The organism is Bradyrhizobium sp. USDA 4473, from assembly GCF_054063335.1.
Genome location: NZ_JBSSGE010000001.1, coordinates 7,017,125 through 7,043,274 on the forward strand (window position 1 = coordinate 7,017,125; position 26,150 = coordinate 7,043,274).

Here is a 26,150-nt window from a genome sequence, read left to right on the forward strand (position 1 = left end):
TTATCCTTGACCGTTCCGTCGGTTGCGTAATTGGAGTTTTCCCTATGGCCCCTCGCGCCAACTGGAAGGGCTTTTTGCGCCTTTCGCTCGTGACTTGCCCGGTTGCCCTGTACCCGGCGACGTCGGATACCGAGAAGGTCTCGTTCAACCAGATCAATCGCAAGACCGGCCACCGCATCAAATACGCCAAGGTCGATGCCGAGACCGGCGAGGAAGTCGCAACCGACGACATCATGAAGGGCTACAAGGTCGACACCGACACCTATATCGAGGTCACCAAGGAAGAGCTCGACGACATCGCGCTGGATTCGACCCGCACCATCGAGATCGACGAATTCGTGCCGCGCAGCGAGATCGACAGCCGCTATCTGATCCGCCCCTATTATCTCGTGCCCGACGGCAAGGTCGGCCACGACGCCTTCGCGGTGATCCGCGAAACCATCCGCAGCATGGACAAGGTCGCGATCGGCCGCGTGGTGCTGACCAACCGCGAGCACATCATCGCGCTCGAGCCGCTCGACAACGGGCTGATGGGCACGCTGCTGCGCTACCCCTACGAGGTGCGCAGCGAGAAGGAGTATTTCGACGATATCCAGGACGTGAAGATCACCAAGGACATGCTCGATCTCGCCAAGCACATCGTCGAGCAGAAGTCCGCCGAGTTCGATCCGGAGGAGTTCGAGGACCGCTACGAGCAGGCGCTGATCGATCTGATCAACCAGAAGCGCAACGGCATCAAGATCGCCAAGCCCGCCGCCAAGGCCAGCGGCAACGTCATCAATCTGATGGACGCGCTGAAGAAGAGCCTCGCCAACGAGAAGCAGGCCGCACCGGCCAGGAACGAGGCAAAGGCCGCGAAGGGCAAGAAGCCGAAGAAGCGCATCGAAGGCCAGCGCGAGATGCTGCTGCCGATCTCGGGCAGCGGCAAGCGCGAGCCCAAGGAGACCGCCAAGCCCGAGCCGAAGAAGGCCGAGAAGGCAACGCGCGCGCAAGGCACCGCGGCGCGGAAGAAGGCCGGCTGAAATTCGCGCGCATGCCGATGCCGCGCGCGTTGAATGGAGACGACCGGGACGGCTGAAGCGGGAACGCGATGAAGCGGCGCCTTGCGGCGCTTACTTGCAGCGCTTTACTTGAATGCAGAACTGACGGCGGTGAATTGGCCTGCCACCTGGGTGCCGATGCCCCTGACGCCGGCGACGATCACGATGCTGATGCCGCCAGCAATGATGGCGTATTCGATCGCAGTCGCCCCGACCTCATCTCGCAGAAATCTTGCCAGCAACGCGCGCATGAAAAGCTCCTGTCCGACGCCCGCGGCTTTGTCTCCCGCGCCGTAGTAATATTCCAGCAAAACTAGGCCACATTGGTTGACGGCCCATTGAGGGACAGGATGAACGATCGCTTAAGGGTTGCGCAGAAATTCACTGCCAGTTTTGCCTGCATCATGGTGCCGCCGCGCGCGCAATCGGCTCGCGATTGGGCGTAAACGCATATCAGGACTACCCGATCCGGCCCGCCGCTCGGCTTTACCCGTCGGCGGAATCCTGTTCCTTTATCGGACAGGACGACAACGAGGCCGGACCAAACCGGCCGCATTCGAAGGGAGTGACCGTCATGAAGCTCGGCACCGCGATCGCGGAAATCATGAAGCGGGAGGGGATCGAGATCCTCACGGGCTATCCGGTCAACCACCTGATCGAATACGCCGCCGCCGCCGACATCCGCCCCGTGATGGTTCGCCAGGAACGCATCGGCGTCCACATGGCGGATGCGATCTCCCGCGTCACCTCGGGCGAGAAGATCGGCGCGTTCTGCATGCAGCACGGCCCCGGCGCCGAGAATGCGATGGGCGGCGTCGCGCAGTGCTACGGCGAATCCGTCCCCGTGCTGGTGTTGCCGATGGGCTATGCGCGGCGGCTTGCCAATATCGACCCGAACTTCAATTCCAGCCAGGCGATGAAGGCGTTTTCGAAATCCTCCGAGCCGATCAACATCGCAGCTGAAGTCGGCAACATCTTCCGTCGCGCCTTCACCAAGCTGAAGAACGGCCGCGGCGGTCCGGTGATCGTGGAAATCCCCGCTGACATGTGGAACGAGGAGGTGCCGGAGCCGCTCAACTACACGCCGGTGCTGCGCACCCGCTACGGCGCCGATCCTGTCCATGTGAAGGAAGCCGCCGCGCTGCTGATCAACGCCAAGCGTCCGGTGATCTATGCCGGCCAGGGCGTGCACTATGCGAAGGCCTGGCCGCAACTGAAGCGGCTCGCCGAACGGCTCGCGATCCCCGTCACCACCAGCCTCGGCGGCAAGTCGTCATTCCCCGAGACGCATCCGCTGTCGCTCGGCTCCGGCGGCCTCGCGGTGCCGCGCGCGGTGCCGAAATTTTTGGCCGACGCCGACGTGATCTTCGGCATCGGCTGCTCCTTCACCGAGACCTCGTTCGGCATCGCGATGCCGAAGGGCAAGACCATCATCCATTCGACGCTCGATCCGAACCACATCAACAAGGATGTCGAGGCCAGGATCGGCCTGGTCGGCGACGCCGGCCTGGTGCTCGACGCGCTGCTCGAGGAGATCGGCAAGACCGTGACCTCGGACCGCAACGCCGGCGCGGTCGCGGAAGAGATCGCCGCGTCCCATAAGGAATGGCTCGCCAAATGGATGCCCAAGCTGACGCATAACGACGCGCCGCTCAATCCCTACCGCGTGCTGTGGGACCTGCAGCACACCGTCGACATCCATAACACCATCATCACCCACGACGCCGGCAGCCCGCGCGACCAGCTGTCGCCGTTCTGGAAGTCGGTCGAGCCGCTGTCCTATATCGGCTGGGGCAAGACCACGCAGCTCGGCTACGGCCTCGGTCTTGCGATGGGCGCCAAGCTGGCAAAACCGGACAAGCTCTGCATCAATGTCTGGGGCGACGCCGCGATCGGCTTCACCGGCATGGATTTCGAGACCGCGGTGCGCGAGCGGATCCCGATCATGTCGATCCTCCTGAACAACTTCTCGATGGCGATCGAATTGAAGGTGATGCCGATCTCGACCGAGAAATATCGTTCCACCGACATCTCCGGCGACTACGCCGCAATGGCCCGCGCCTTCGGCGGCTACGGCGAGCGCGTGACCAAGCCGGAAGACATTATCCCCGCGATCAAGCGCGGCATCCAGAAGACCAAGGAAGGCGTGCCGGTGCTGCTGGAGTTCATCACCAGCAAGGAGACCGAGGTGTCGCGGCCGGGGACGTGAGGGCACCTCACACGCCCTCACCCACTTGATTTGACCTCGCCTGCGCGGGCAAGCTCTCTCCGACGCAAGATCGGAGGGAGCAATGGCGCGCATCCTGGTGCTGGGGGCCGGCTTTGCCGGGCTATGGGCCGCGCTCGGTGCGGCCCGCAAGCGCGACGAGATCGGCGCCCGGGCGGCGGACACCGAGATCCTCGTCGTCGATCGCAACGCCTATCACAACATCCGGGTGCGCAATTACGAGGTCGATCTCGGCGACGTCGCGCTGCCGCTCAAGGATCTGCTCGATCCCGTCGGCGTCGCGCACAGGGTGGCTGAGGTCGCGGCGATCGATCCGGCCAAGCGCGAAGTCGTGGTCAAGACCGGCGCGAGCGCGGATACGTTGACTTATGATCGGCTGGTGCTGACGACCGGCAGCGAGCTGCTGCGCCCTGCCATCGCAGGCCTTGCCGCGCACGGCTTCGACGTCGACACCTATGGCGCCGCGATGCGGCTCGACGCGCATCTGGCGGCGCTCGGCAGGGAGCCGCCGTCGCCGGCGCGTTCGACGGTCGCGGTGATCGGCGCGGGATTTACCGGGATCGAGGTCGCGGCCGAAATGCCGGCCAAGCTCGCGCGCGCCGGCATCACGGGCGGTCGTCGCGTGATCCTGATCGATCCCAATCCGGTGGTCGGTGCGACCTTCGGCGCGCCTGGCCGTCCCGTCATCAACGAGGCACTGACCGCGCTCGGCGTCGAGACCCGGCTGAATGTCAGGGTCAATGCCATTGGTGCCGACAGCATCACGCTCGATAGCGGCGAGATCATTCCGACAAAGACCGTGGTGTGGTGTGCCGGCATGCGCGCGAGCCCGCTTGCCGCGATGCTGCCGGGCAAGCGCGACGCGCTCGGCCGGCTCGCGGTCGATCGCACCATGCGGGTCGAGGGCCTCGAGGGCGTGTTCGCCGCCGGCGACGTCGCGTCCTGCCTGATCGACGGCGCGCATCCGACCGTGATGTCCTGCCAGTTCGCGCGGCCGATGGGCCGCTTCGCCGGGCACAATGTGGTGGCCGACCTGTTCGGCGAAAAGCTGCTGCCGCTCACCATCGACTGGTATGTGACGGTGCTCGATCTCGGGGCCTGGGGCGCGCTCTACACCACCGGCTGGGACCGCGAGGTGCACAGCACGGGCGCGGCCGCGAAACTCACCAAGCAGACCATCAACCAGCAGCGCATCTATCCGCCGCGCAACGGTGATCGCGCCGCGCTGCTCGCGGCCGCCGCGCCGACGATCCAGGCGGCACCGCCGACACGCAAGTAGTTGAGGCTCACATCCCCCAATCGTCATTGCGAGCGAAGCGAAGCAATCCATCCCTCCACTTACTCGGATAGATGGATTGCTTCGTCGTTATGCTCCTCGCAATGACGGCGAGTACGTCCGTTACTGCGACAGCTTCACAAAATCCGGAAACTTCAGCTTGCCCTCGGCGATCGCCTTCGGCCAGACCGTGATCTGCTTGCCGTTCTGCCACTGGAACACAAGGCCGGTGACGGCGCCCGGACCGGACTTGATGCCGTGGGTGAACTCGTCGTTCTTGCCGTAGAACTGGATCTTGCCGATCGTGCCTTCGAAGTCGGTCTTCTCGAGCTCGGCGACCATCTTGTCCGGATCGGTCGAGCCGGCGCGCTGGATCGCTTCCGCGATGATGTAGACCTCGTCATAGGCGGTGTAGCCGGTGTAGGCCGGCGGCGTGCCGAACTTGGCCTTGAAGGCGGCCGCGAACGGCTTTGTCTTCGGCGTCACCGCGACGTCGGGCGTCGCGACCGCGAGCGACGGCACGCCTTCGGCCGCGCCGTTGGTGTCGCCCCAGAATGTCGGGCTCAGCGCCTGCGCGCTGATGCCGAACATCGGGATCGGCACCTGCTGGTTCTTCCACTGCACCGTCGGCTGTACGCCGACATGGGAGATGCCGGTGACGATCACGTCGGGCTTGGCCGCTTCCATCTTGTTGAAGATCGGCGTGAAGTCGGTGGTGTCGGGCGAGAAGCGGATGTGCTCGACCACCTTCAGCCCCGCCTTGGGCAGGCACGCCTCGTAGCCGACGTCGAGCGGCTTGGTCCAGGCCGCGTCCTCGCTCATGATCGCGACCGACTTGAACTTGAGCTGGTCGACCAGCAGCTCCTTGGCCGCGTCGCAGACCAGCTGCGCCTGCGCCGCCGAGGTCAGATAGCCGTGGAAGGTGTACTTGTTCTTCTCATAGTCGTTATGGATGGCCTTGGTGATCTCGTTGGAGGCCGCGCCTGGCGTGATCAGCGGCATCTTCAGCCGCGAGGCCCACGGCTCCAGCGCCAGCACGACCTCGCTGATGTAGCTCGCGATCACGGCCGAGACCTTGTCCTCGCTCACCGCGCGCTGGAAGGCGCGCACGGAATCGGCCGACGAGCTCTTGTTGTCATAGGTGACGATCTCGATCTTGCGGCCCATCACGCCGCCCTTGGCGTTGATCTCGTCGGCCGCGATCTGCGCGCCGCCCGGGGTTGCCGCGCCGGCAATCGACTGCACCTCGGCGATGACCCCGATCTTGATCGGATCCTTGGACTGCGCATAGGCCGGCGCCGCGAGGCACAGCGCGAGCGCAGTCGCCAACAGGCTCAAACGGGTGGCAGTTGAATAGCGTGACATGATGATCTCCCTTGCTTTGCTTTCTTGTTTTTAAATCTTCGAACGTCAGAGAAAGTCCTTGCCGGCCTCCGCGGCGAACCGGCCCGGATCGCCCTCCCAGACGATCCGCGCGTGCTCCAGCACATAGACGCGGTCGGCATGCGGAAGCGCGAACGTCACGTTCTGCTCGCCGAGCAGCACCGTGATCTTGGTGGTCTGGCGCAGCTTCTCCAGCGCCTTCGACAGCAGTTCGAGGATCACGGGCGCGAGGCCCAGCGTCGGCTCGTCGAGGATCAGGATCTGCGGCTGCATCATCAGCGCGCGCCCGATCGCCAGCATCTGCTGCTCGCCGCCGGACAGCGTCTGCGCCATCTGGCCCTGCCGCTCCTTGAGGATCGGGAACAGCTCGAACAGCCAGGCGAGCTGTTTCGCCCGCGCAGCGTCGTCGAGATGCTGGCCGCCGAGGTCGAGGTTTTCCCGCACCGTCATCTCGCCGAACAGCTCGCGCGATTCCGGGCACTGCACGAGACCCGAGCGGGCGATCTTGGCCGGTCCGGTGCCGCGCAGCGGCTGCCCGCCACGCAGGATCTCGCCGGTGTAAGGCAGGAAGCCGGAGATGGTGTTGAACAGCGTGGTCTTGCCGGCACCGTTGAGGCCGACGACGGAGACGAACTCGCCCTCATGGACGTGCATCGAGACGTTCTCCAGCGCCTGCGCCTTGCCGTAATGCACGCTGACATTCTCGACCTGCAGCAGCGGCACCTTATCCTTGAACGAGGTCTCGGGCCGCGCATGGGTCTCGATCGCGCCGCCGAGATAGACCCGCCGCACGGTCTCGTTCTTCATCACGTCTTCGGCGCGGCCGGTCGTGATCTCCTCGCCGAGATACATCGCAAGCACGCGGTCGACCATCGCCGCAACGCTCTTGACGTTGTGGTCGACCAGCATCACCGCCCGCCCCTCGTCTCGGAAGCTGCGGATCAATTGCGAGAACATGCCGACCTCGGCGCTGGTCAGCCCGGCGAAGGGCTCGTCGACCAGCACCACTTTTGGATCACGCGCGATTGCCTTGGCCAGTTCCAGCCGGCGCAGATCGGCGAACGGCAGCGTCGGCGGACGGCGGTTCATCACCGCCCCCAGGCCGACGCGCTCGGCGATCCACTTGGCGCGCTCGGTCAGCGCCTTGTCGGGAAACAGCATCAACAGGCTGTCGGGCAGCAGCGCGACCATGATGTTCTCGAGCACGGTCTGCCGGTTCAGCGGCCGCGAGTGCTGGAACACCATGCCAAAACCCTTGCGCGCGATTCTGTGCGCGGGCAGGCCAGCGATGTTCTCGCCCTCGAACAGCACCTCGCCCGCGGTCGGGCGCTCGATGCCCATCACGCTCTTCATCGCGGTCGACTTGCCCGAGCCGTTCGGCCCGATCAGGCCGAGGATCTCGCCGGGATGCAGATCGAACGAGAGGTTCTTCACGGCGGTCAGGCCGCCGAATCTCTTGGTCAATCCGCGGACGGTGAGGGTTGCGGTGGTCACAGTCTGATCCATCAGGAGCGCGCCTCGCGTGACAGGGCCGCTCCGAGGAAACCGCCGGGGAAGAACAGGACGACGAGCAGCGCCACCGCCGAGACGATGAAGGTTGCAAGCTCGCCGGTCGGACGCAGGAACTCGCCGGCGACGATCAGGAAGATCGCGCCCAACGCCGCGCCCAGCACGGTGCGCCGGCCGCCGAGCACGGCGGAGACGATGACGTTGACGCCGACCGCCACGTCGACCACGGTGCCGACCGAGGCGGTGCCGAAATAGAACACCAAGAGCGCCCCCGACAGGCCCGAGAAGAACGCGCTGACGATGAAGGCCGCGAGCTTGTGCTTGACGATATTGAAGCCGAGCGCGCCGGCCTGCACCGGATCCTGCCCGCTCGCCTGCAACACCAGGCCGACGGGCGATTGCGACAAGCCGTACAGAATGGCCGCGCTCACGGTCATGAAGCCGAGCGCGATCCAGTAGTTGGTGCCGGCATTGATGCTGATCACGTCGGGGATCGTCAGCCCGATCTCGCCGCCGGTCAGATCGGCGAACACCACGACGAAGTTCTGCAACATCAAGACCGCGACCAGCGTGGTGAGGCCGAAATACGGCCCCCTCACCCGCAGCGCCGGCAGTGCCAGCACGAAGCCCGCGACCACAGAGGCCAGCGCGCCGAGCAGGATGCAGACATAGACCGACCAGCCATACTGGTTGTTGAGAATGCCGGCGGTGTAGGCGCCGGTGCCGATCAGGAAGGTCGGTCCGAAATTGACCTCGCCGGCGAAACCGAACAACAGGTCCCAGGCCATCGCGAACACGCCGAAATAGAACGCGACGGTGAGCAGGCCGAGGATGTAGCCCGAGACGTAGAGCGGCAGCGTCGCCGCGATCGCCACGCAGGCCAGCGAAATGAAGAACAGGCGCGAGGTGAAGAAGTTGGCCATCTCAGCGCCTCCCGAGCAGGCCCTGGGGCCGGATATACATCACGAACACCAGGAGCAGCAGCGCCGGAATGGTGCGGTAGGCCGGCGAGATCATGTAGGCCGTGATGGTCTCGAGATAGCCGACCACGAAGGCCGCGATCAGCGAGCCCGACACACTGCCGAGACCGCCGAGCACCACGATCGAGAACGCGCTCGCGGTCAGCGGTCCGACGCTGTAGGAGCTGACGCCGAGGAACATGCCGAGCAGCACGCCGGCGATGCCGGCCAAAATGCCGTAGATGCCCCACACCACGATGTAGATCTGGGTGAGCTCGAGCCCGAGCAGCGTGACGCCGCGCGGGTTCATCGAGGCCGCCAGCACCGCCTTGCCGGTCCGCGTCCGGTTCACCAAGAGCCAGAGCAGGCCGATCACGAGGCAGCACACCAGCGCGGTGAAGATGTTGTTGCGCGGCGTGCGGTTTCCGAAGATATCGACGACGCCTTCGACGATCGGCAGCACGGTCTTGGCATTGTTGGTGAAGAAATAGGCGATCAGCTCCTGGATCATGATGCCCCACAGCAACGTGCCGGTGAGGACGAAGATTTCCTTCTCCTCATTGGGGATCCGTGTGGAATTCTGGATCGGCTTGACGACTGCGAAATAGGTCGCGAACGACACGATCAGCGCCACGCCGACACCGAACAGCGCGCCGGTGTAGATGTCGAGGTGCAGCACGCTGGCCGCGGCCCAAGCCGCGACCGCTGCGGCCACCATGATGGCGCCGTGGGAGAGATTGAGAACGCCGGAGACACCGAAGATCAGGGTGAAGCCGGTGGCGCCGAGCGCATAGAGCGCACTGATGGCAAAGCCATCGATCAGGATTTGTAAGGCAAGCATCTCAGATTGGCCGCGGCAGCCGGGCTGCCTGTTGTGGAGGACGCGGGACCGAATAAGGATGCTCCCGGGAGCGACCCGGGAGCATTATCATCGGTTAATTGGTGGTGAGCTTGATGAAGCTCGGGAACTTGAGGTCGCTCTTGGCGACCTCCTTCGGCCAGACCGCGACCTGCTTGCCGCCCTGCCACTGCAGCATCAGTCCGGTGATCAGGCCCTTGCCGTACTTGATCGAATGAGTGAACGGATCGTCCTTGCCGTAGAACTGGACGCGCCCGATGGTGCCTTCCCAATCGGTCTTCTCCAGCGCATCGACCATCTTGTCGGCATCGACCGAGCCGGCGCGCTTCACCGCATCGGCGATGTAGTAGACCTCGTCATAGGCGGTGTAGCCCGCATAGGACGGGTAATTGCCGTAGCGCTTCTTGAAGTCCTCCGCGAACGGCACCGACTTCGGCGTCACCGCGACGTTCGGGCCGGACACGCCCTGATACAGCACGCCTTCCGCGGCATCATTGGTGTCCTTGCCGAAGGTCTCGTTGGTGGCCTGCGAGGAGATGCCGAACATCGGGATCGGCACCTGCTGGTTCTTCCACTGCACGGTCGGCTGCACGCCGACATGCGAGATACCGGTGATGATCACGTCGGGCTTCGAGCCTTCGACCTTGTTGAAGATCGGCGTGAAGTCGGTGGTGTCGGGCGAGAAGCGGATATGGTCGACGACCTTGAGCCCGATCTTGGGCAGGCACTCCTCGTAGCCGACGTCGAGCGGCTTGGTCCAGGCTGCGTCCTCGCTCATGATGACCGCGGTCTTCATGTGCTTCTGATCGACCAGGAGCTCCTTGGCGGCGTCGCAGACCGACAGCGCCAGCGCCGCCGAGGTCAGGTAGCCGTGGAAGGTGTACTTGTTCTTCTCGTAGTCGGCGTGGACGCTCTTGCTGATCTCGTTGGAGGCGGCGCCGGGCGTGACGAACGGCGTCTTCAGGCGCGAGGCCCACGGCTCGAGCGCCAGCACCACTTCGCTGATGTAGCTCGAGATGACGACGTTGACCTTGTCCTCGTTGACCGCGCGCTGGAACGCACGCACCGAATCCGCCGAGGACGAGTGATTATCATAGGAGACGATCTCGATCTTACGGCCGTCGATGCCGCCCTTGGCGTTGATCTCGTCGGCGGCCAGCTGCGCTGCCTGCGGGATCGAGGCCCCCGCAATGGCCTGAGCTTCGGCGATCACGCCGATCTTGAGGGTGTCAGCGGCAAGCGCGCCGCCGGGGCTGGCTGCCAACAGGCCCAACACGGCCGCTCCGGCAAGTTGCTGCATCGCATGAGCAGGCAGTCGCGATGTTCTTTTCACCCTGTTTCTCTCCTCTTTTGTGTTCTTGTTCGGCTGCTTTGAGCTCTTGGGGCCGGACTATAGCCGCGACAAAATGCGCAGCAAGTGAAACTGCGCGCAGATCGCCATGCTTGGACGGCGACTAAAGTAGTGGGTCGGAGTGAGGCGGCTGAATAAATATGAGGCAGCGCCGGAATAAAAGGCGCGGGGCGCCAAACTCTCCATCCGTCATTCCGGGGCGCGCCTCTTGGCGCGAGCCCGGAATCCATTAAGCCGCATCACCTGTGGTGAAATGGATTCCGGGCTCTCGCTTCGCGAGCCCCGGAATGACGAAGGGATAGAGTAGCGTGGGCCTCGCGAGAAGGCGGATGTATGACTCGCAGACCGTGTAACAATCTCGGTGTCGTCCCTGCCTAGTGCGCAATTGCGCACGGGAGCAGGGACCCATAACCACAAATACTCATTATCGAAACGATGCTGGAACGACGAGTCCCTTTGATAACGAAAGTCACGGCGTATGGGTCCCTGCTTTCGCAGGGACGACAGCTGTGAGTTTGGCTACAAGCCCTACTCCGCCATCTCCGCCGGCGGCCGCGTGGCGGGGCCGGCGAGTGGGCGCTCTTCCATCGTGATCATGCAGATCGACGCGGTGGTCAGCAGCACGGCGGCGGCGCCGAACACGTAGCGGAAGGCCGTGATCATGTCGGCCATCGGGATCGCGCTGACGGTGCCGGCGGAAGCAGCGTGATGCTCGCCGGCGAGCGAGATGTCGGTGCCGAGCGTCATCAAGAGGATCGTGGTGAAGGCGGCGACCGTGAACGACGCCATCATGGCGCGGAAGAAGTTCATCGCGCCGGTCACGGTGCCGACCTGCGGCCGCGCCACCGCGTTCTGTAACGACACCACGCTGATCGGGAATGTGGTGCCGAGCCCGAGCGCGAATACGCTCATGACAAGCAGCAAGCCCCACAGCGGCAGCGTCGTCACCGCCATGCCGACGGCACAGATCGCGGCGACCGAAGTGCCGACGATCGCGACGCGCTTGTAGTGCTTGGCCTTCGCCATGGTGCGGCCGGCGATCGCCGCACCAAAGGTCGAGATCGCCGCGAGCGGGATCAGCGCGAGGCCGGCCTCGCTGGCGGTGAGGTGATAGACCACCTCGTAATAGAGCGGCAGGTGCACGGTGAGGCCGACCATGGCGCCGAGCGCACAGCCGCCGGCGCCCATCGCGAACGGCACCACCGAGCCGCCGAGCAGCGACAGCGGCAGGAACGGCTCGTCGGCGCGGCGCGCGTGCCAGACGAAGGCACCGGCGAGCGCGATCGAGGCGCCGACCATCGCGGTGATGGTCGGCGACAACCACGAGAGACGCGTGCCGCCCCAGGTCAGCACCAGCATCAAGACGACGGCCGAGGCCATCAGCAGCACGCCGCCGAGCCAGTCGACCTTGCGCTTGCGGTGGAACACCGGGATCTTGCCCATCTTCGGCAGCAGCAGCGCCAGTGCAGCGGCCGCGAGCGGCAGGTTGATCCAGAAGATCATCGACCAGTGCAGATGCTCGGCGAACACGCCGCCGACCACCGGGCCGAGAATGCCGCCCGCCATCCAAACGCTGGAGAAATAGGCCTGGTAGCGGCCGCGCTCGCGCGGAGTGACCACGTCGGAGATCACGGTCTGGACCACGGGCATGATGCCGCCGCCGCCGAGCCCCTGCAGGCCACGGGCAACGATCAGCATGGTCATGCTGGGCGCGATCGCGCACAGCACCGAGCCGACCACGAACAGGCTGAGCGAGGTGATGATCATGACGCGGCGGCCATAGATGTCGCTCAGCGTGCCGAACACGGGCGCCACAGCGGTGGAGGCGAGCAGATAGGCCGTGATCACCCAGGACAGATTGGTGACGTCGTGAAACTGGCGCCCGATCGTCGGCAGTGCGGTCGCAACGATGGTCTGGTCGAGCGCGGCCAGGAACATCGTCAGCATCAGGCTGATGACGATGGTGCGGACTTCATCCGGATTGAGCGGTGCCGGCGGCGCCAGCGGGGGCGCGTCGCTGAGCTCGATCACCTCGCTTGGAAGACGGGACAGCTCTCCGGCAATGTCGTCAGGCAAAGTGGATTGGTCGGCAGGAAAACGGCTCTGCCGTTCATACTTGTTCATTTGAGGCGTAATGCTGCTGCGCGGGCGCATCCCGCGATGGAATCATTCTCTGTTTTGCAATTTATGCAGCAATTGCCTGCCGAGGCAGGCACCCCAGCGCATGGGTGCATCCCACCGCGATGTTCTCGCGATGACGTGATCGCGGACGCAGCGGCAACGTCAGGCTTTGGTCGTTTTGCCGAGCGCTTTCGGTCGCTTCTTCAACTGCGCCTGCTTGGGCAGCACCGCCGGCCAGCGCACGATGTGACTCTCGAGGTCGGCGTCGTTGACGTCGAGCTCGGTGCCCTCCACCCGCCCGCGCACCGAGACCCCGGCTTCATGAACGGTGTTGGGATCACCGGAGACCAGCGGATGCCACCAGTAAAGGTCCCGCCCCTCGGCCACGAGGCGATAGCCGCAGCTCGGCGGCAGCCAGTTCAGGGTCCGGACATTTTCCGGCGTCAGACGGACGCAATCCGGAACCTGGTCGGAGCGGTTCGGATAGTCCTTGCAGGCGCACAGGCCCGCATCGAGCAGCTTGCAGGAGATATGGGTGAAATAGATCTTGCCGGTGTCCTCGTCCTCGAGCTTCTCCAGGCAGCAACGTGCGCAGCCGTCACACAGGCTCTCCCATTCGGCGCTGGACATTTCTTCCAACGTCTTGGTTTTCCAGAAGAATCCCTCCTGGTCCGACGGGCGCTTGGGCGGTGCGGTCATGCTATCCCTGAATTTACGGTGCAGCTCTTCTTGGGACGCCGGCGCCGCCTCCGCAAGGGGGTGCGATTGCGGGGTCCCAAAAGCCGGTGGGCAGCGTTAGGCCTTTCATTAAATTCACCAGCCGCGCCATTGGTTTATGGCAGCCGCTCGGATAGAACGTGGAACGAGTCCCCAACGACGCAAAAGCGCCTTGGGATTGCCGCAACATCGAAGCAAGACGCTGGCCTGTGCCCGTTAGGGCGCCCGCAGTGCTATCAAACTGATCAAGGGTCGGTCCTTTCAGATCATGCCGTCGCATTGGAAACAGAAGGTCCGGAATTTCTTCCTGGACCTCGATGCGCGTATCGACTCGACGCTGTTCTCGTCGGGCAAGGGCCTGCGCGAGCTTTACGAGCGCTATTCCACCTTCATGGACCGCTTCTATGTCGGCCGCTGGAAGCGCTGGGTGTTCATCGAGCCGCTGTCGGAAGCCGCAACCCTTGGGCTCGGCGGCATGATCCTGCTGCTGACGCTCGCGATCCCGGCGTTCCGCGAGACCGCCGACGAGGACTGGCTGAAGAAGTCCGACCTCGCGGTGACCTTCCTCGACCGTTATGGCAACCCGATCGGCAGCCGCGGCATCAAGCATAATGACTCGATCCCGCTGGAAGACTTTCCGGACAACCTGATCAAGGCGACGCTCGCCACCGAAGACCGCCGCTTCTACGATCATTTCGGCATCGACGTACCGGGCCTCGCCCGCGCGCTCGTCACCAACGCGCAGGCCGGCGGCGTTCGCCAGGGCGGTTCGTCGATCACCCAGCAGCTTGCCAAGAACCTGTTCCTGAACAATGAGCGCACCATCGAGCGCAAGGTGAAGGAAGCCTTCCTTGCGATCTGGCTCGAGACCCGGCTGACCAAGAACGAGATCCTCAAGCTCTATCTCGACCGCGCCTATATGGGCGGCGGCACCTTCGGCGTCGACGGCGCCGCGCACTTCTACTTCAACAAGTCGGTGCGCGACGTGAATCTCGCGGAAGCCGCGATGCTCGCCGGCCTGTTCAAGGCGCCGACCAAATACGCCCCGCACATCAACCTGCCCGCGGCGCGCGCCCGCGCCAACGTCGTGCTCGACAACCTCGTCGATGCCGGCTTCATGACCGAGGGCCAGGTGTTCGGCGCCCGCCGCAATCCCGCAGTCGCGGTCGACCGGCGCGACGAGAACTCGCCGAACTACTATCTCGACTACGCCTTCGACGAGATGCGCAAGCTGGTCGACACCTTCCCGAAATCCTACACCGAGCGCGTCTTCGTGGTCCGCACCGCGATCGACATGAACGTGCAGCACGCGGCCGAGGAAGCGATCGAGAACCAGCTCCGCCAGTTCGGTCGCGACTATCACGCGACCCAGGCCGCGACCGTGGTGTCCGATCTCGACGGCGGCGTTCGCGCCATGGTCGGCGGACGCGACTACGGGTCGAGCCAGTTCAACCGCGCCACCGACGCTTATCGCCAGCCCGGCTCGTCGTTCAAGCCGTATGTCTACACCACGGCGCTGCTGAACGGCTTCACTCCCAATTCGAAGATCGTCGACGGTCCGGTCTGCATCGGCAATTGGTGCCCGCAGAACTATGGCCACTCCTATTCCGGCCTGATCACGCTGACGCAGGCGATCACCAACTCGATCAACGTGATCCCGGTGAAGCTGTCGATCGCGATCGGCCAGAAGCTGCAGCCGAAGGCGCCCAATCCGGCCAAGTTCGGCCGCGCCGCGATCGTCGAGGTCGCGCGGCGCTTCGGCCTCACGGCGCCGCTGCCCGATACGCCGTCGATGCCGATCGGCTCCGACGAAGTCACCGTGCTCGAGCATGCGGTGGCCTATGCGACCTTCCCGAACCGCGGCAAGTCCGTGACGCCGCATGCCGTGCTCGAGGTGCGCACCGGCGCCGGCGATCTGGTCTGGCGCTGGGACCGCGACGGTCCGAAGCCGCGGCAGGCCATCCCGCCGAATATTGCCGCCGATATGGCCGGCATGATGAGCCACGTGGTCAGCGAAGGCACCGCGCGCCGCGCCGCGCTCGACGGCATTCCGACCGCGGGCAAAACCGGCACCACCAACGCCTATCGCGACGCCTGGTTCGTCGGCTACACCGGCAACTTCACCTGCGCGGTGTGGTACGGCAATGATGACTATTCGCCGACCAACCGCATGACCGGCGGTTCGCTGCCGGCGCAGACCTGGCACGACATCATGGTTGCTGCACATCAGGGCGTGGAAGTCCGCGAACTCGCCGGCGTCGGCATGGGCCAGAAGCTGCCGCAGGCGCAGGCCAATGCCCAGGCCAACGCGGCGCCGCGCGTGCTGGAGACCAAGCCGGGTCCGCCGCCGGTGCTGACCAAGCGCGGCGCGGATATCCTGGTGCGGGTCGAGAAGCTGCTCGACGATGCCGCCAGAACCGCCGAGAAGACCACCGGCAAGACCACGCTGAACGAGCCCTCGAAGACCGGCAAGGCGGAGTCCTCGAGCGCGCTGGCGTTCCCCGAAAACTACGTTGCCGCGGCCGGGCCGGACGGCGCGACACCTTCTGTGCCACGCAAGAACTGACGTGCGGCTCCTCCTCACCACTTTGCTGGCCCTCGTGATCGCCACCGCCGTCGGCCTCGGCCTGACCTACGCGACGGCGACGCGCGGCACCGATCTCGGCACGCTGAAGATCGGCGCCTGGACCGCGCGGCCGAAGAACGGCACCTCGGACGTCGATCCCTATTCGCGTGCCACCATCGCACGCAGCGGCGAGCTGCCGATCGGCACCGGCGACGGCATCGCATTCTCGGCGACGTCAGACGACAAGAACAAGCCGCTCGACGGCCGCTGCGACGTCGTGGTCAGCGGCGTGACCCCGGCGGCGCGGTTCTGGACGCTGACGCTGTTCGACCGCAAGGGCCACCTCGTCGCCAACTCGCTGCAGCGCTACGGCTTCACCAGCCAGGAGATCATGCGCGCCTCCGACGGCACGTTCGAGATCCACATCGCCTCGCGCTCGCGCGCCGGCAACTGGCTGCCGACCGGCGGCATCGAGCGCTACGCGCTGATGCTGCGGCTCTACGACACGCCGGTCGGGGTCGCGACCCGCACCCAGCGCGACGCGCCGATGCCCTCGATCACCACGACGGGCTGTTCATGATCCGCGTGCTGCTCACCATCCTCGCAGGCGTGCTGCTCGGCGGCGTGGTGCATCTCGTCAGCGTGCTGGCGCTGCCGCGGATCGCCTCGCAGGACGCCTATTCGCGGCTGACGCCGATGACCAAGCTCAACGAGGTGACGCAGCTGCCGCTGGCCGACCCGAGCCACGCGCCGATGCCGCTGATGGATCCGGCCTTCGCGGTGGCGATCTGCCGCTACGATCTCTCGACCGGGCCCCTCAAGCTCACCGTGCCGGTCAGCCAGGCCTACACCTCGGTGTCGTTCTACACCCGCAACGAGGTCGCCTATTACGCGATCAACGACCGCTCCGCCGGCAAGAAGGTGATCGAGCTCGACCTGATGACCGAGGCGCAGCACAACGATCTGCCCGAGGACGAGGAAGTCACCGCGGCCGACCGGCTGATCATCGACTCGCCGACCTCGACCGGACTGATCCTGCTGAAGGCGCTGGCGCCGGAGCCCGGCCTGATGCCGCAGGCGCAGGCCTCACTTGCGGCCTCCTCATGCAAGGTGCAGGCCGAGCCGGTCGCGGCGAAACAGGAAGCGCCGCCACCTCCGCCGCCCGCTCCTGCCCCACCGCCCGCCGCACGCAAGCGCTAGCTTGCTAACGCCAGGTGCCGGCCGCAGCGGCAGGTCTCGTAATCGACGGGATCGTGGCTGTTGACGATCGTGACGTCGGCGCCATGCGCCGCCTTCAATTGCCGCAGCCGCTCCTGGTTCTGGACGCGCGTCGCGCGATCCATGTCCGCCCGGCGTTGGAACATGCCGAGCACCAGCGGGATCCGCGGCCTGGCGTCAAGCTGGGCGTGATGGAAATAGGCATCGCCGGCGTGCAGCAGCCACTTGCCCTTGTCGCGCACCGCGATGCCGCAATGGCCGAGCGTGTGGCCGTGCAGCGGGATCATCAGAATGTCCGGCTCGCGGTCGCCGAGTGCGCGCACGCCCCTGAAGCCGAACCAGTCCTCGCCATCGGCGCCATAGAACGCCCAGTCCGGCCCGTGCTGCCACTGCGCCGTGATGTAGCGTCCCACCCGCGGCGCGACCTGATGCGTTACCGCCATGTCGTATTCCTTGCGATGAACGTGCACCCTGGCCTTTGGAAAGTCAGGCACGCCGCCGGCGTGGTCGCGATCCAGATGCGTCAGCAGCACATGGCGCACATCACCAGGCGAGAAGCCGAGCGCCTTCACCTGCCGGACGGCAGTCTCGGCCGGATCGAGCCGCGGCGTGGTCTGCCGCACCCATTTGCGCCCGAGCCGCGGCGGGTCGCCGATGTCGTCGAGCCCGATCCCGGTGTCGACCAGCACGAGGCCGTCATTGCTCTCGACCAGCAGGCAATGACAGACCATCCGCGCCCGCTGGAAGATGCTGCCGCTGCCGTTCACGAGCCGCTTGCCGATCGGGCACATCGTGCCGGTGTTGAGATGATGGATGCGCATGACAAATCCTCCGCTGGAGCCGAGGCAGGCTTGCCACTCGCCATTCCATAGGTAAAATATTGTCTTTCTATCGATATGATAGGACTGTCCTATGGATATCCGCGAACTCCGCTACTTCGCCGCGGTCTACCGCGAGCGCAACCTGACCGCCGCGGCGAAGCGCTGCTTCATCTCGCAGCCATCCATCTCGGCGGCGATCACCAATCTCGAGGCCGAGCTCGGCACCACGCTGTTCATCCGGCACAAGAAGGGCATGGCGCCGACGGAGTCGGCCGCGCAATTCCACGGCATCGCCCGCAGGATCATCGACGAGGCGGATGCGGCGCGAAACCTGTTCCGCAAGCCGGCGACACGGCAGGCGCTGACGCTCGGCCTGTTGCGAACGCTCGATCAGGCCCGCACCATCGCGCTGCTGAAGCCGCTGACCGGCAATGCCGACCTCGCACTCCGGCTGGTCGGCGCCAACGAGAAAGCGGATGCGCGCATCGTCGCCAAATCCATGATCGGCGCCGGCGAACACTTCATCCCGCTCTGGAGCGAGCGCTACGTCGCGGCGCTGCCGCCGTCGCATCCCCTTACCCTGAAGGAGACGCTGCGGACCACCGACTTCGCCGGCGTTCCGATGATCGACCGCTGCCATTGCGAGCAGCAGGAGTTCTTCAAGCGCACCTCGCCGCCGCGCAAGCCGGTGGCGATCGCGGAATCCGAGGAGTGGGCGATGGCGCTGGTTGCGGCCGGGGTCGGCGTCGCGATCGTCCCCGAAGGCGTGGCGCGCGGCAATCCTGATGTCGCGATGCGGAAGATCGATGTCGAGGTGACGCGCCAGGTCGGCCTCGCCTATCCCTCGGCGCAGCCGCCGTCCGATGCGCTGAAGGCATTCATTGCGAGCCTGCCGCGGCAACCAAGCGGTCGCGGCGTCAGATCGACAGCAAGGAAAGCGAAGCGAGCCTAGCCCTTCGATACCACGGCCTGGCCCGTGACCGGCGCGGACATCAGCGGTGCGCTGGCGGTGAGCCGGGCAAGCTCGTTGATCTGGCGTTCGGCGTCGGCGGCCATGCCGTCGGGCGCCTGGATCACCAGCCGCTCCAGCGCCCAGCGATAGGACGAGATCCGCCGCTCCAGGCTCTGCTGGACCCACTGCACGATCAGCGCGTTCTCTTCCATCCGTGCCACCGCGTCCGCCCGCTCCTTCGGCGACACATCGCCGATCATCTTGAGGCTGGCGCTGCGCTTGCGGTCGAGCTCGATCACCTGGGCCGCGGTGGCGAAGAACGGCTCGAAGCGGGTGATGTCGTCACGCACCTCGTCGATCAACAGCGAGTAGCGCGAGGCGAACGAGCGATGCGGCTCGTCGATCAGATTGCGGCCATAGGCGGTGCGATCGAACACCACCTTCTGCCGCCACGGCGAAGGCAGCGGCTGGTAGTCTCCGAACACGCTCTTCCACGCCGGCCGCGACAGCGGCGGCTCGATGAACTGATAGGCGAGATCGCGCAGCTGGCGTTCGTGTTCGGTGAGCTGGAATTGCGAGGCGTTCTTGCCGACGCTGCCGGTCGCCTCGGCGCCCATCCAGCGATGCATGTCGTCGTTGCGGAAATCGGCACGAGTGCGGCCGAAATCGCCGCCACTGCAGCCCGCGAGCGCTGTGCCCGCGAGTAGCAGGATCAGCGCCGGGAGTGACCGCCGGGCGGCGGTCCGCTGCACAAGCTGCGGCATTGCACGATGTCCGCGATCAGGAGCGGCGTCGGCGACGGCGGCCCTGCGCAGTGCCCTGCTCCGGCCCACGACCACCGCCCGTCTCCTCCGTCGTTCGCTCGATCCGGACGACGGGAAGGATCAGCACGGTCCCCATGCCTTCGCCGGCAGCACCGACAACGCTCGGCCGCCGTGCAGCCGCATCCGCCGGAAACTCAACGATGGTGCCCATGTTCCGTTCTCTCTGGCCCCGCACGGACATGATTTGCCCCGCGCAGGCCGAGTTAAGAACGGGCATGGTTAATGACATCTTAAACTGCCGATACGGACGGTTACGGATATGGCGCTGTGCCTTAATGGACACGGGCAAATGCGAGCGTTTGGCTTCACGGCTTGTTTTCCTTAACTGCGTCTTAAAACAGCCTGCGTAGGCTCGCCGTCACAAGGTTTTCAGACCGAGTCTTACTGGCAAGTCGCGTACGCCCGAGATGAGCGCAGCTCCGTTATTTCCTGGTTTCGATGGGCTGATGACGCTCTCCCGCCGCGAGGGCGTCGACATCCGCCCGACGCTGCTGCGCGTCCTGACCGACCTCTATGTGCAGGCGAGCGCGCATTCCGCCGACGAGGAACGCCAGTTCGTCGAGCTGACATCGCGCCTGATCGATGAGGTCGACGACGCCACCCGCGCCGCGGTCCGTGCGCGGCTTGCGATCTATCCGGCAACGCCCGCCAGGATCATGGACAAGCTCGGGCTGCGCCGCGCCGAACCCGGCCAGCCGGAGCCGGCCGCCGCGCCGATTGCCCCACCCGCACCATCCGCGCTGCCGGCTAGGATCCCGACCGAGGCCGAACTGCGGATGGCCGCGAGCCTTGCGATGCGGCCGAACGATGCCGCCGAGATCTCCGACATGTTCTTTGCCGCCAACGCGAAGGAGCGCGCGCAGATCCTGCACAATCTGCAGGAAACGCCGTTGAAGGCCGCGGCGCGGATTCCGGCCGCCCGCGCCGCGCGCGCGATCCATATCCTGGAGATGGCGGCGTTTGCCGAGGACGTCGACAACTTCACCCGCGAGCTCGGCGAGGCATTGATCCTGCCGTCGCGGATCGCCGCCGATGTCGTCAGCGATCCCGGCGGCGAGCCGCTTGCCTGCGCGATGCGGGCGCTTGAGGTGTCGAGTGCCGCGTTCCAGCGGATCCTGATGTTCCTCAATCCGGAAGCCGGCTCGTCAGTCAACTATGTCTACCGCCTGTCGCGGCTCTACGATCGTCTCAGCGAGCGCTCGGCGCTGGTGATGCTGGCGGCGTGGCGCGGCTCGACCATGGCGGTGGCCCGCAACAAGTATCGCTCGTCGCTCTATGACGACGAGCGCCATCACGTCCGCGCGGCATCTTCGCAGACGCGATCGGCGGTGCAGCCCGGCAACGCGCCCGCCATCCGCAACCAGAAATCCGGCAGCTAGCTCTTCGCCAGATCGAGGAAGTGCCGCCCGGCGCGATCTTCGGTCTCGACGATCCAGGCGTCGGGATCGAAGCGGAGCTCCTTGGTCAACCGCTCCTCGACTGACGGCTCCGACACCGGCTGCGGCGCCGTCGGCACGAACAGCCGCTCGACCGGACGGCTGTCGTCATAGACCGTCTGCGGCGCCGGCGCATACAGCATCGCATTGCCGTCCATCAGCGCCACCTTCACGAACACGGCGCCGGCTTCTTCGGAGCCCTTCTTGCGGACTGCGCCGAACACGCCCTCGGTCTGGCAGCGGCGCAGATACGCCGCGACCCAAATGCTGGTTTTCAATCGCATGCGCCGACCTATAGGCCAGCGGCGCGGCCACGTCCAATCGTCACAGATGCCGTCACGCAGTGGCGGGTTGACCGATAGAAGCGCCGCCCATATCCTCGCATCTGCGGTGCAAGCCGCGCCCGGGTCCACGGGAAGGGTCGAACCCACTTGCATCGAATACGCGGCCAACCAAGCCTTTGTGCAGCCGGTTTTGTGGACCATCGGCGGTGATGCACGGAGGTTGCCATGAACCGATCGCCCGCGCGATTGAATCTCGAACATCTGAAGAAGCAGGCCAAGGAGCTCATCCGCCTTTACCGGCGACAGGCGCCGGAGGCTTACGCCCGTTTCCGGCAGTCGCTTCCGGCGGCCGCCGACCGCAGCGACGCGCAGATCGCAGCACTTGGTCTGCGGCTGCACGACGCGCAGTCCTGCGTGGCGCGCGATCTCGGCTTCGCCTCGTGGCCGGACCTGCGCCGCTATGTCGAGGCCCAATCGCCGCCCGGCAAAAGCCGGGACGAGCGCGTGCGCCGCTGGCTGCAGCTGGTCTATGCCGCAGATGTCAGCGGCACCAGCGATCGCGCGCATCCGCGCGTAGCGGCGCGGATGCTCAGCGAGTATCCCGACCTCGTGGCCGATGATCCCTATCTCGCCTGCGCTGTTGGCGACGAGGAGACGCTGCGGCGTACCGCGGCCAACGATCCCGCATGGGTCAACCGTCCCGGCGGTCCACTCAAACTGCCGCCGCTCGTCGCGGTCACGCATTCCAGCCTGCTGCAGCTCCCGGACTATCAACCGCGGCTGCATCGCTGCGCGCGCCTGCTGCTGCACGCCGGCGCCGACCCCGACCAGCATATCGGCAGCCGCTGGCCGCCCGGAACGCTCGACGCGCCCGATGACACCAATCCGCTGTCGGCGCTCTATGGCGCCGCCGGGCGCAACCACGATCTTGCGCTGACAAAACTGTTGCTCGAAGCGGGCGCCAATCCGAACGACAATGAATCGCTGTACCACTCGCTCGAAGGCTCTGTCACGACAGCCCTGCTGCTCGAGCATGGCGCGCGGATCGCCGGCACCAATGCGATGTACAAGGTGGTCGACGACGAGAATCTGCCAGCGCTCCAATTGCTGCTGCGGCACGGCGGCAATCCGAACGAGCCCGCCGGCAACGCGCCGTTGACGGATTGCGGATCGCCGCTGATGTGGGCGATCCGGCGGCGGCGGTCGCCGACGTGCATCGCGACCTTGCTCGACGCCGGCGCAGATCCGCGCATCACCACACCTGGTGGTCTCAGCGCCTACCGGTTCGCGCTGCAATTCGGCCTGACCGAGGTTGCCGCGCTCCTGCGCGAGCGGACCGGTGACGAGACGCTCGGCGATGACGAGCGGTTCGTCGCGGCATGCAGCAGCGGCAATGAGAGCGAAGCGCGGCGGATCCAGATCGCGCGGCCCGATCTTCCGGGCTCGCTCTCAGCGCAGCAGTTGCGGTTGCTTCCCGAGCTCGCCGCAGTCGGCGATGACGATGCGGTGCGGCTGATGGTCAGGCTTGGCTGGCCGATCACCGTGCGCGGCGGCGATTGGGATGCCTCGGCGCTCAATCATGCGGTGTTCCGCGGCAATGCCAGGCTGACGCGCTTCCTGCTCGAGCACGGTGCAGAGTGGACCGAACAGCATGGCTTTGGCGACAACGCCTCCGGAAGCCTGTCCTGGGCCTCCTGCAACGAGCCGGTCGAAGGCGGCGATTGGGTCGGCTGCGCGCAGGCCCTGCTCGATCACGGCATGCCGCGCGGCATTGCCGATCGCGGCGATCCGGAATGGGTGCTGGTGGCCGGCCGCAGGAAACCGTTCTCGGATGAGGTCAGAGACGTACTGCTGGGCGAAGCGGTCTGACGACACTCTGATGCGTCAGGTGTGAAATGGCCGGGCTTCAAGCCCGGCCCCAATAGGTCCTACTCGATCGAGTGCCCGATCATCGCGCCGAGTTCGCGCACGAGACGATCAGACATCTGCCCCGTCACCGGCAATTTCCGCGCGCGCTCGAACTTTGCGATCGCGTGCTGGGTATCGGCACCGATCGTGCCGGTCGGCTTGAGCTGGCCGTAGCCATACTCCGTTAGCGTCCGCTGGACCGCGGCGATGCGCTTGCCGGCCGGGCTCAGATGCGCGGTCGGGATCGGCGCCGGCGGACGAATGACGCTGGACGGCGGGGCGGCCGGAGACGGTGCGGCGGCCGGCGGCGTTGCGGCCGACTTCGCCACCAGACTGGCTATCGGGTCGGCCGGCTTGGCTTCAACCGGCTTGGGTTCCGGTTTGGCTTCGACCGACCTGGTCTCCACCGGCTTCACATCGACCGGCTTGGACGGCTCCATCGCAGCCGGCTCGGCCGAGCGGGCAGCCGCCTCGGCCGGGCGCGGGCGCGGCATCGGATTGGTGGCCGCGGCCGCCGGAGGCGGCAGCGTTACCACCGAGCCGCCGAACATCGGCGACGGATGACGACCAGCCTGCAGGAACAGCGCATTGATCAGGATCGCGACGATGGCAGACAGGGCCAGCACGCCGGCGATCAGGTCCTTCGGACTGTGCAGCAGCAAACGGAGCACGAGGCCGCGTTCGTCCTCGGCCGCGACGGCCACTGCCTTGGCGCCGCGGCGACGGCGCGGCGTTTCGTCGTCATCCAAAGTCTGTCTAGGCACTCTTCTTCACCTGATGGGTTTGCTCTTGCAGTCCGGATCGCAGCGCGGGCTTCAAGGTCGAGACATTGCTGGACGGCTCGACCGCGGCCGGCGGGATGAACGCCAGCGGCAGCGCGACCGACACGATGGTGCCCTCGCCCACCTTGCTCTCCACATTGATGTCGCCGTGGTGCAGGCCGACCAGCCCCTTCACGATGGACAGGCCAAGGCCGGTGCCCTCGTGGCGGCGCTGATAGGTCTTGCCGGCCTGGAAGAACGGATCGCCGATCCGCTTGAGGTCGTCGGCGGCAATGCCGACGCCGGTGTCCGAGACACGCAGCAGCAGCCGCGATCCCTCGACGCCGGCCGACACGGTGACCTTGCCGCCGCGCTCGGTGAACTTGATGGCGTTGGAAACCAGATTGAGAACGATCTGCTTGAACGCGCGCGGATCGCCGTTCAAAATCGGAAGATCGTCGGGCACGCGGGTGACGAGGTCGACGCCGCTCTCGCGCGCCTTCAGCGCCACCAGGTTGCAGCAATTGAGCAGCGCCGGCCGCGGCGCAAACGGCTCCGGCGAAATCTCGAAATTGCCCGACTCCATCTTCGACATGTCCAGGATGCCGTTGACGACGGACAACAGATGCTGGCCGGAATCGTTGATGAGCTGGGCATATTCCTTGCGGCGCGCCGCATCGAGCCCGAGCACATCCTCCTGCGCGATCATCTCGGAGAAGCCGATGATGGCATTGAGCGGGGTGCGCAGCTCGTGGCTCATGGTGGCAAGAAAGCGCGTCTTCGAGGCGTCGGCCTGCTCGGCCGCGTTGCGCGCCTGCTCGAGCGCCTGCTCCTGGAGCTTGCGATCGGTCACGTCGCGCATCACGGCGACGACCTCGGCATCGGCGGCGGTCTGGTCGAGCGCACGGCAGCGCATCTCGACCCAGATGAATTCGGCGGCAGCCTCGCCGCGCGCACCGTCGCGGCGCACGCGGAACTCGACGCTGCGGGACTCGCCGCGCGCCGCATCCGACAGCGCCGTGAGATAGGCCGGGCGATCGGCGACATGAACGCGGTCGAACAGGCCATGGCCGGACAGCCGCGAGGCCGGCATGCCGAGCATGATCTCGGCCGCAGGCGAAATGAAGCGCACCGCGCCGTTGCGGCTGTGCCGCGACAACACGTCGCTCATGTTGTGGGCGAGCAGCCGGTAGCGCTCTTCCTCGACATACAACAACGCCACGCTGGTCCGCGCCAGCGACTCCGCGCCGAAAGCCAGCCCGGCGGCATAGAAGATCGCCGACACGACGCCGAAGCCGGCCAGCGTACTGTTCGACACAACCGCGGGATCGACCAGCGGCAGCACGTGGTAATGGCCGAGCACGCTGAGCAAGGCGGCGCAGATCATCGCCAGCGCAAAGGCAAAGGCGACCACGCGACGCGACGCCGACAGCGCAGCCTCGATCGGAATCACGACGAGCCACACCGCCGCGAACGAGGCGATGCCGCCGGTGGAGGCCGCGATCAGCATCACGAGGCCGGCGAGCGCCAGCGACGACAGCACGTGCGCGCCCTCATAGCGGCCGGTGCGCGACAGGAACCAGGACAGCAGGATCGGCGCGATCAGCCAGGCGAACGCCGCAACCTCGATCGCCGTCGGCGCGCCGCGCATCGCCAGAAAGGCAGGGAACGAAGCCAGCGCCGCCAGGCTGCCAAGCAGCCGCGGCGCCATGAAGGCGCGATGGCGCGCACGCGTCAGCGCATCATACTGCGCCGACGGATGCAGCAGCGCATCCAGGCAATCGCGGATCAGACTCAAACTACTCACAGCACTCGCGCTTCGGCTCAATCGTCAGTTAGACGCGCCGGAACGCCTCCTTCGTGATTGCAGGTCAACGTGTCAGAGCGAACTTAAGCGAACGCTAAGGCGGGGTGGCCTGCTGCCAAACACCGTGCATT

The 26,150-nt window shown here is 65.8% G+C and carries 23 protein-coding genes; 9 read left to right on the top strand and 14 right to left on the bottom strand.

Translation table 11 applies throughout. From position 1 onward, the window contains the following. Positions 1 to 44 precede the first annotated feature (44 nt). Positions 45 to 1,022 carry a non-homologous end joining protein Ku gene (gene ku, locus ACVW17_RS33095; protein WP_456755782.1) on the top strand — a complete coding sequence of 326 codons (978 nt, stop codon included), beginning with the start codon at positions 45 to 47 and terminating at the stop codon, positions 1,020 to 1,022. A gap of 104 nt (positions 1,023 to 1,126) precedes the next feature. Here the strand turns inward: ku and ACVW17_RS33100 are convergent, their stop codons facing one another. Further along, entirely contained in the window at positions 1,127 to 1,351 is a 225-nt protein-coding gene (locus ACVW17_RS33100; RefSeq protein ID WP_456755783.1) for a Flp family type IVb pilin, read from the bottom strand. 203 nt (positions 1,352 to 1,554) lie between these two features. Between ACVW17_RS33100 and ACVW17_RS33105 the strand changes: the two genes are divergently transcribed. Further along, a complete protein-coding gene (locus ACVW17_RS33105; protein ID WP_456756584.1) occupies positions 1,555 to 3,249 on the top strand; it encodes a thiamine pyrophosphate-requiring protein in 1,695 nt (564 codons plus the stop codon). Positions 3,250 to 3,331: 82 nt separating this feature from the next. Beyond that, entirely contained in the window at positions 3,332 to 4,546 is a 1,215-nt protein-coding gene (locus ACVW17_RS33110; RefSeq protein WP_456755784.1) for an NAD(P)/FAD-dependent oxidoreductase, read from the top strand. Positions 4,547 to 4,666: 120 nt separating this feature from the next. On the opposite strand, the gene ACVW17_RS33115 is transcribed toward ACVW17_RS33110, so the two are convergent. The 7 genes from ACVW17_RS33115 to ACVW17_RS33145 form a co-directional block, all read right to left on the bottom strand. Further along, the gene (locus ACVW17_RS33115) at positions 4,667 to 5,908 is read right to left on the bottom strand and encodes an ABC transporter substrate-binding protein (RefSeq protein ID WP_456755785.1); all 1,242 of its coding nucleotides are present in this window, start codon (positions 5,906 to 5,908) and stop codon (positions 4,667 to 4,669) included. 45 nt (positions 5,909 to 5,953) lie between these two features. Then, the gene (locus tag ACVW17_RS33120) at positions 5,954 to 7,432 is read right to left on the bottom strand and encodes an ATP-binding cassette domain-containing protein (protein ID WP_456755786.1); all 1,479 of its coding nucleotides are present in this window, start codon (positions 7,430 to 7,432) and stop codon (positions 5,954 to 5,956) included. Further along, positions 7,432 to 8,358, bottom strand: a complete 927-nt coding sequence (locus ACVW17_RS33125) for a branched-chain amino acid ABC transporter permease (RefSeq protein ID WP_456755787.1) — start codon at positions 8,356 to 8,358, stop codon at positions 7,432 to 7,434. The genes ACVW17_RS33120 and ACVW17_RS33125 overlap by 1 nt, the downstream gene beginning before the upstream one ends. 1 nt (position 8,359) lies before the next feature. After that, positions 8,360 to 9,235 (bottom strand): branched-chain amino acid ABC transporter permease, encoded by an 876-nt coding sequence (locus ACVW17_RS33130; RefSeq protein WP_050424320.1) that lies wholly within the window; start codon positions 9,233 to 9,235, stop codon positions 8,360 to 8,362. Positions 9,236 to 9,329: 94 nt separating this feature from the next. Continuing rightward, positions 9,330 to 10,553, bottom strand: a complete 1,224-nt coding sequence (locus tag ACVW17_RS33135; RefSeq protein WP_456756585.1) for an ABC transporter substrate-binding protein — start codon at positions 10,551 to 10,553, stop codon at positions 9,330 to 9,332. A gap of 579 nt (positions 10,554 to 11,132) precedes the next feature. Then, positions 11,133 to 12,728 carry an MDR family MFS transporter gene (locus tag ACVW17_RS33140; RefSeq protein WP_456755788.1) on the bottom strand — a complete coding sequence of 532 codons (1,596 nt, stop codon included), beginning with the start codon at positions 12,726 to 12,728 and terminating at the stop codon, positions 11,133 to 11,135. Positions 12,729 to 12,887: 159 nt separating this feature from the next. Further along, complete coding sequence (locus tag ACVW17_RS33145; RefSeq protein WP_456798327.1) at positions 12,888 to 13,424, bottom strand: YcgN family cysteine cluster protein; 537 nt, start codon at positions 13,422 to 13,424, stop codon at positions 12,888 to 12,890. Between the two features lie 286 nt (positions 13,425 to 13,710). Between ACVW17_RS33145 and ACVW17_RS33150 the strand changes: the two genes are divergently transcribed. From ACVW17_RS33150 to ACVW17_RS33160, 3 genes are read left to right on the top strand one after another with little or no spacing between them, the layout of a single operon-like run. Next, complete coding sequence (locus ACVW17_RS33150; protein WP_456798328.1) at positions 13,711 to 16,008, top strand: transglycosylase domain-containing protein; 2,298 nt, start codon at positions 13,711 to 13,713, stop codon at positions 16,006 to 16,008. A 1-nt stretch (position 16,009) separates the two neighbouring features. Beyond that, positions 16,010 to 16,588: a DUF1214 domain-containing protein gene (locus ACVW17_RS33155; protein WP_456755791.1), complete on the top strand. Its 579-nt coding sequence runs from the start codon at positions 16,010 to 16,012 to the stop codon at positions 16,586 to 16,588. Further along, the gene (locus tag ACVW17_RS33160; protein WP_456798329.1) at positions 16,585 to 17,208 is read left to right on the top strand and encodes a DUF1254 domain-containing protein; all 624 of its coding nucleotides are present in this window, start codon (positions 16,585 to 16,587) and stop codon (positions 17,206 to 17,208) included. Before ACVW17_RS33155 ends, ACVW17_RS33160 begins: the two co-directional genes overlap by 4 nt. On the opposite strand, the gene ACVW17_RS33165 is transcribed toward ACVW17_RS33160, so the two are convergent. Further along, complete coding sequence (locus ACVW17_RS33165; protein WP_456798330.1) at positions 17,205 to 18,047, bottom strand: MBL fold metallo-hydrolase; 843 nt, start codon at positions 18,045 to 18,047, stop codon at positions 17,205 to 17,207. The two genes, ACVW17_RS33160 and ACVW17_RS33165, sit on opposite strands and share 4 nt — an antisense overlap. A gap of 91 nt (positions 18,048 to 18,138) precedes the next feature. Here ACVW17_RS33165 and ACVW17_RS33170 point away from each other — a divergent pair, with 91 nt between their 5' ends. Further along, on the top strand, positions 18,139 to 18,999 hold the full coding sequence (locus ACVW17_RS33170) for a LysR family transcriptional regulator (RefSeq protein ID WP_456798331.1): 861 nt from the start codon (positions 18,139 to 18,141) through the stop codon (positions 18,997 to 18,999). Here the strand turns inward: ACVW17_RS33170 and ACVW17_RS33175 are convergent. Both ACVW17_RS33175 and ACVW17_RS33180 read right to left on the bottom strand, forming a co-directional pair. Then, entirely contained in the window at positions 18,996 to 19,763 is a 768-nt protein-coding gene (locus ACVW17_RS33175; RefSeq protein ID WP_456798332.1) for a hypothetical protein, read from the bottom strand. The two genes, ACVW17_RS33170 and ACVW17_RS33175, sit on opposite strands and share 4 nt — an antisense overlap. Positions 19,764 to 19,779: 16 nt before the next feature. Continuing rightward, a complete protein-coding gene (locus ACVW17_RS33180) occupies positions 19,780 to 19,974 on the bottom strand; it encodes a hypothetical protein (protein ID WP_212018878.1) in 195 nt (64 codons plus the stop codon). Between the two features lie 295 nt (positions 19,975 to 20,269). On the opposite strand from ACVW17_RS33180, the gene ACVW17_RS33185 reads away from it, so the two are divergent. After that, a complete protein-coding gene (locus tag ACVW17_RS33185) occupies positions 20,270 to 21,202 on the top strand; it encodes a DUF2336 domain-containing protein (RefSeq protein ID WP_456798333.1) in 933 nt (310 codons plus the stop codon). Here ACVW17_RS33185 and ACVW17_RS33190 read toward each other — a convergent pair. Further along, positions 21,199 to 21,543, bottom strand: coding sequence for a DUF1491 family protein (locus ACVW17_RS33190; protein WP_456798334.1), 345 nt, complete (start codon positions 21,541 to 21,543; stop codon positions 21,199 to 21,201). The genes ACVW17_RS33185 and ACVW17_RS33190 overlap by 4 nt on opposite strands. Positions 21,544 to 21,768: 225 nt before the next feature. Here ACVW17_RS33190 and ACVW17_RS33195 point away from each other — a divergent pair, with 225 nt between their 5' ends. Further along, positions 21,769 to 23,412, top strand: a complete 1,644-nt coding sequence (locus ACVW17_RS33195; RefSeq protein WP_456798335.1) for an ankyrin repeat domain-containing protein — start codon at positions 21,769 to 21,771, stop codon at positions 23,410 to 23,412. Positions 23,413 to 23,471: 59 nt separating this feature from the next. On the opposite strand, the gene ACVW17_RS33200 is transcribed toward ACVW17_RS33195, so the two are convergent. Further along, positions 23,472 to 24,215: a peptidoglycan-binding domain-containing protein gene (locus ACVW17_RS33200; RefSeq protein WP_456798336.1), complete on the bottom strand. Its 744-nt coding sequence runs from the start codon at positions 24,213 to 24,215 to the stop codon at positions 23,472 to 23,474. After that, positions 24,208 to 26,019 (bottom strand): PAS domain-containing sensor histidine kinase, encoded by a 1,812-nt coding sequence (locus ACVW17_RS33205; RefSeq protein ID WP_456755799.1) that lies wholly within the window; start codon positions 26,017 to 26,019, stop codon positions 24,208 to 24,210. Before ACVW17_RS33205 ends, ACVW17_RS33200 begins: the two co-directional genes overlap by 8 nt. Between the last annotated feature and the right edge of the window lie 131 nt (positions 26,020 to 26,150).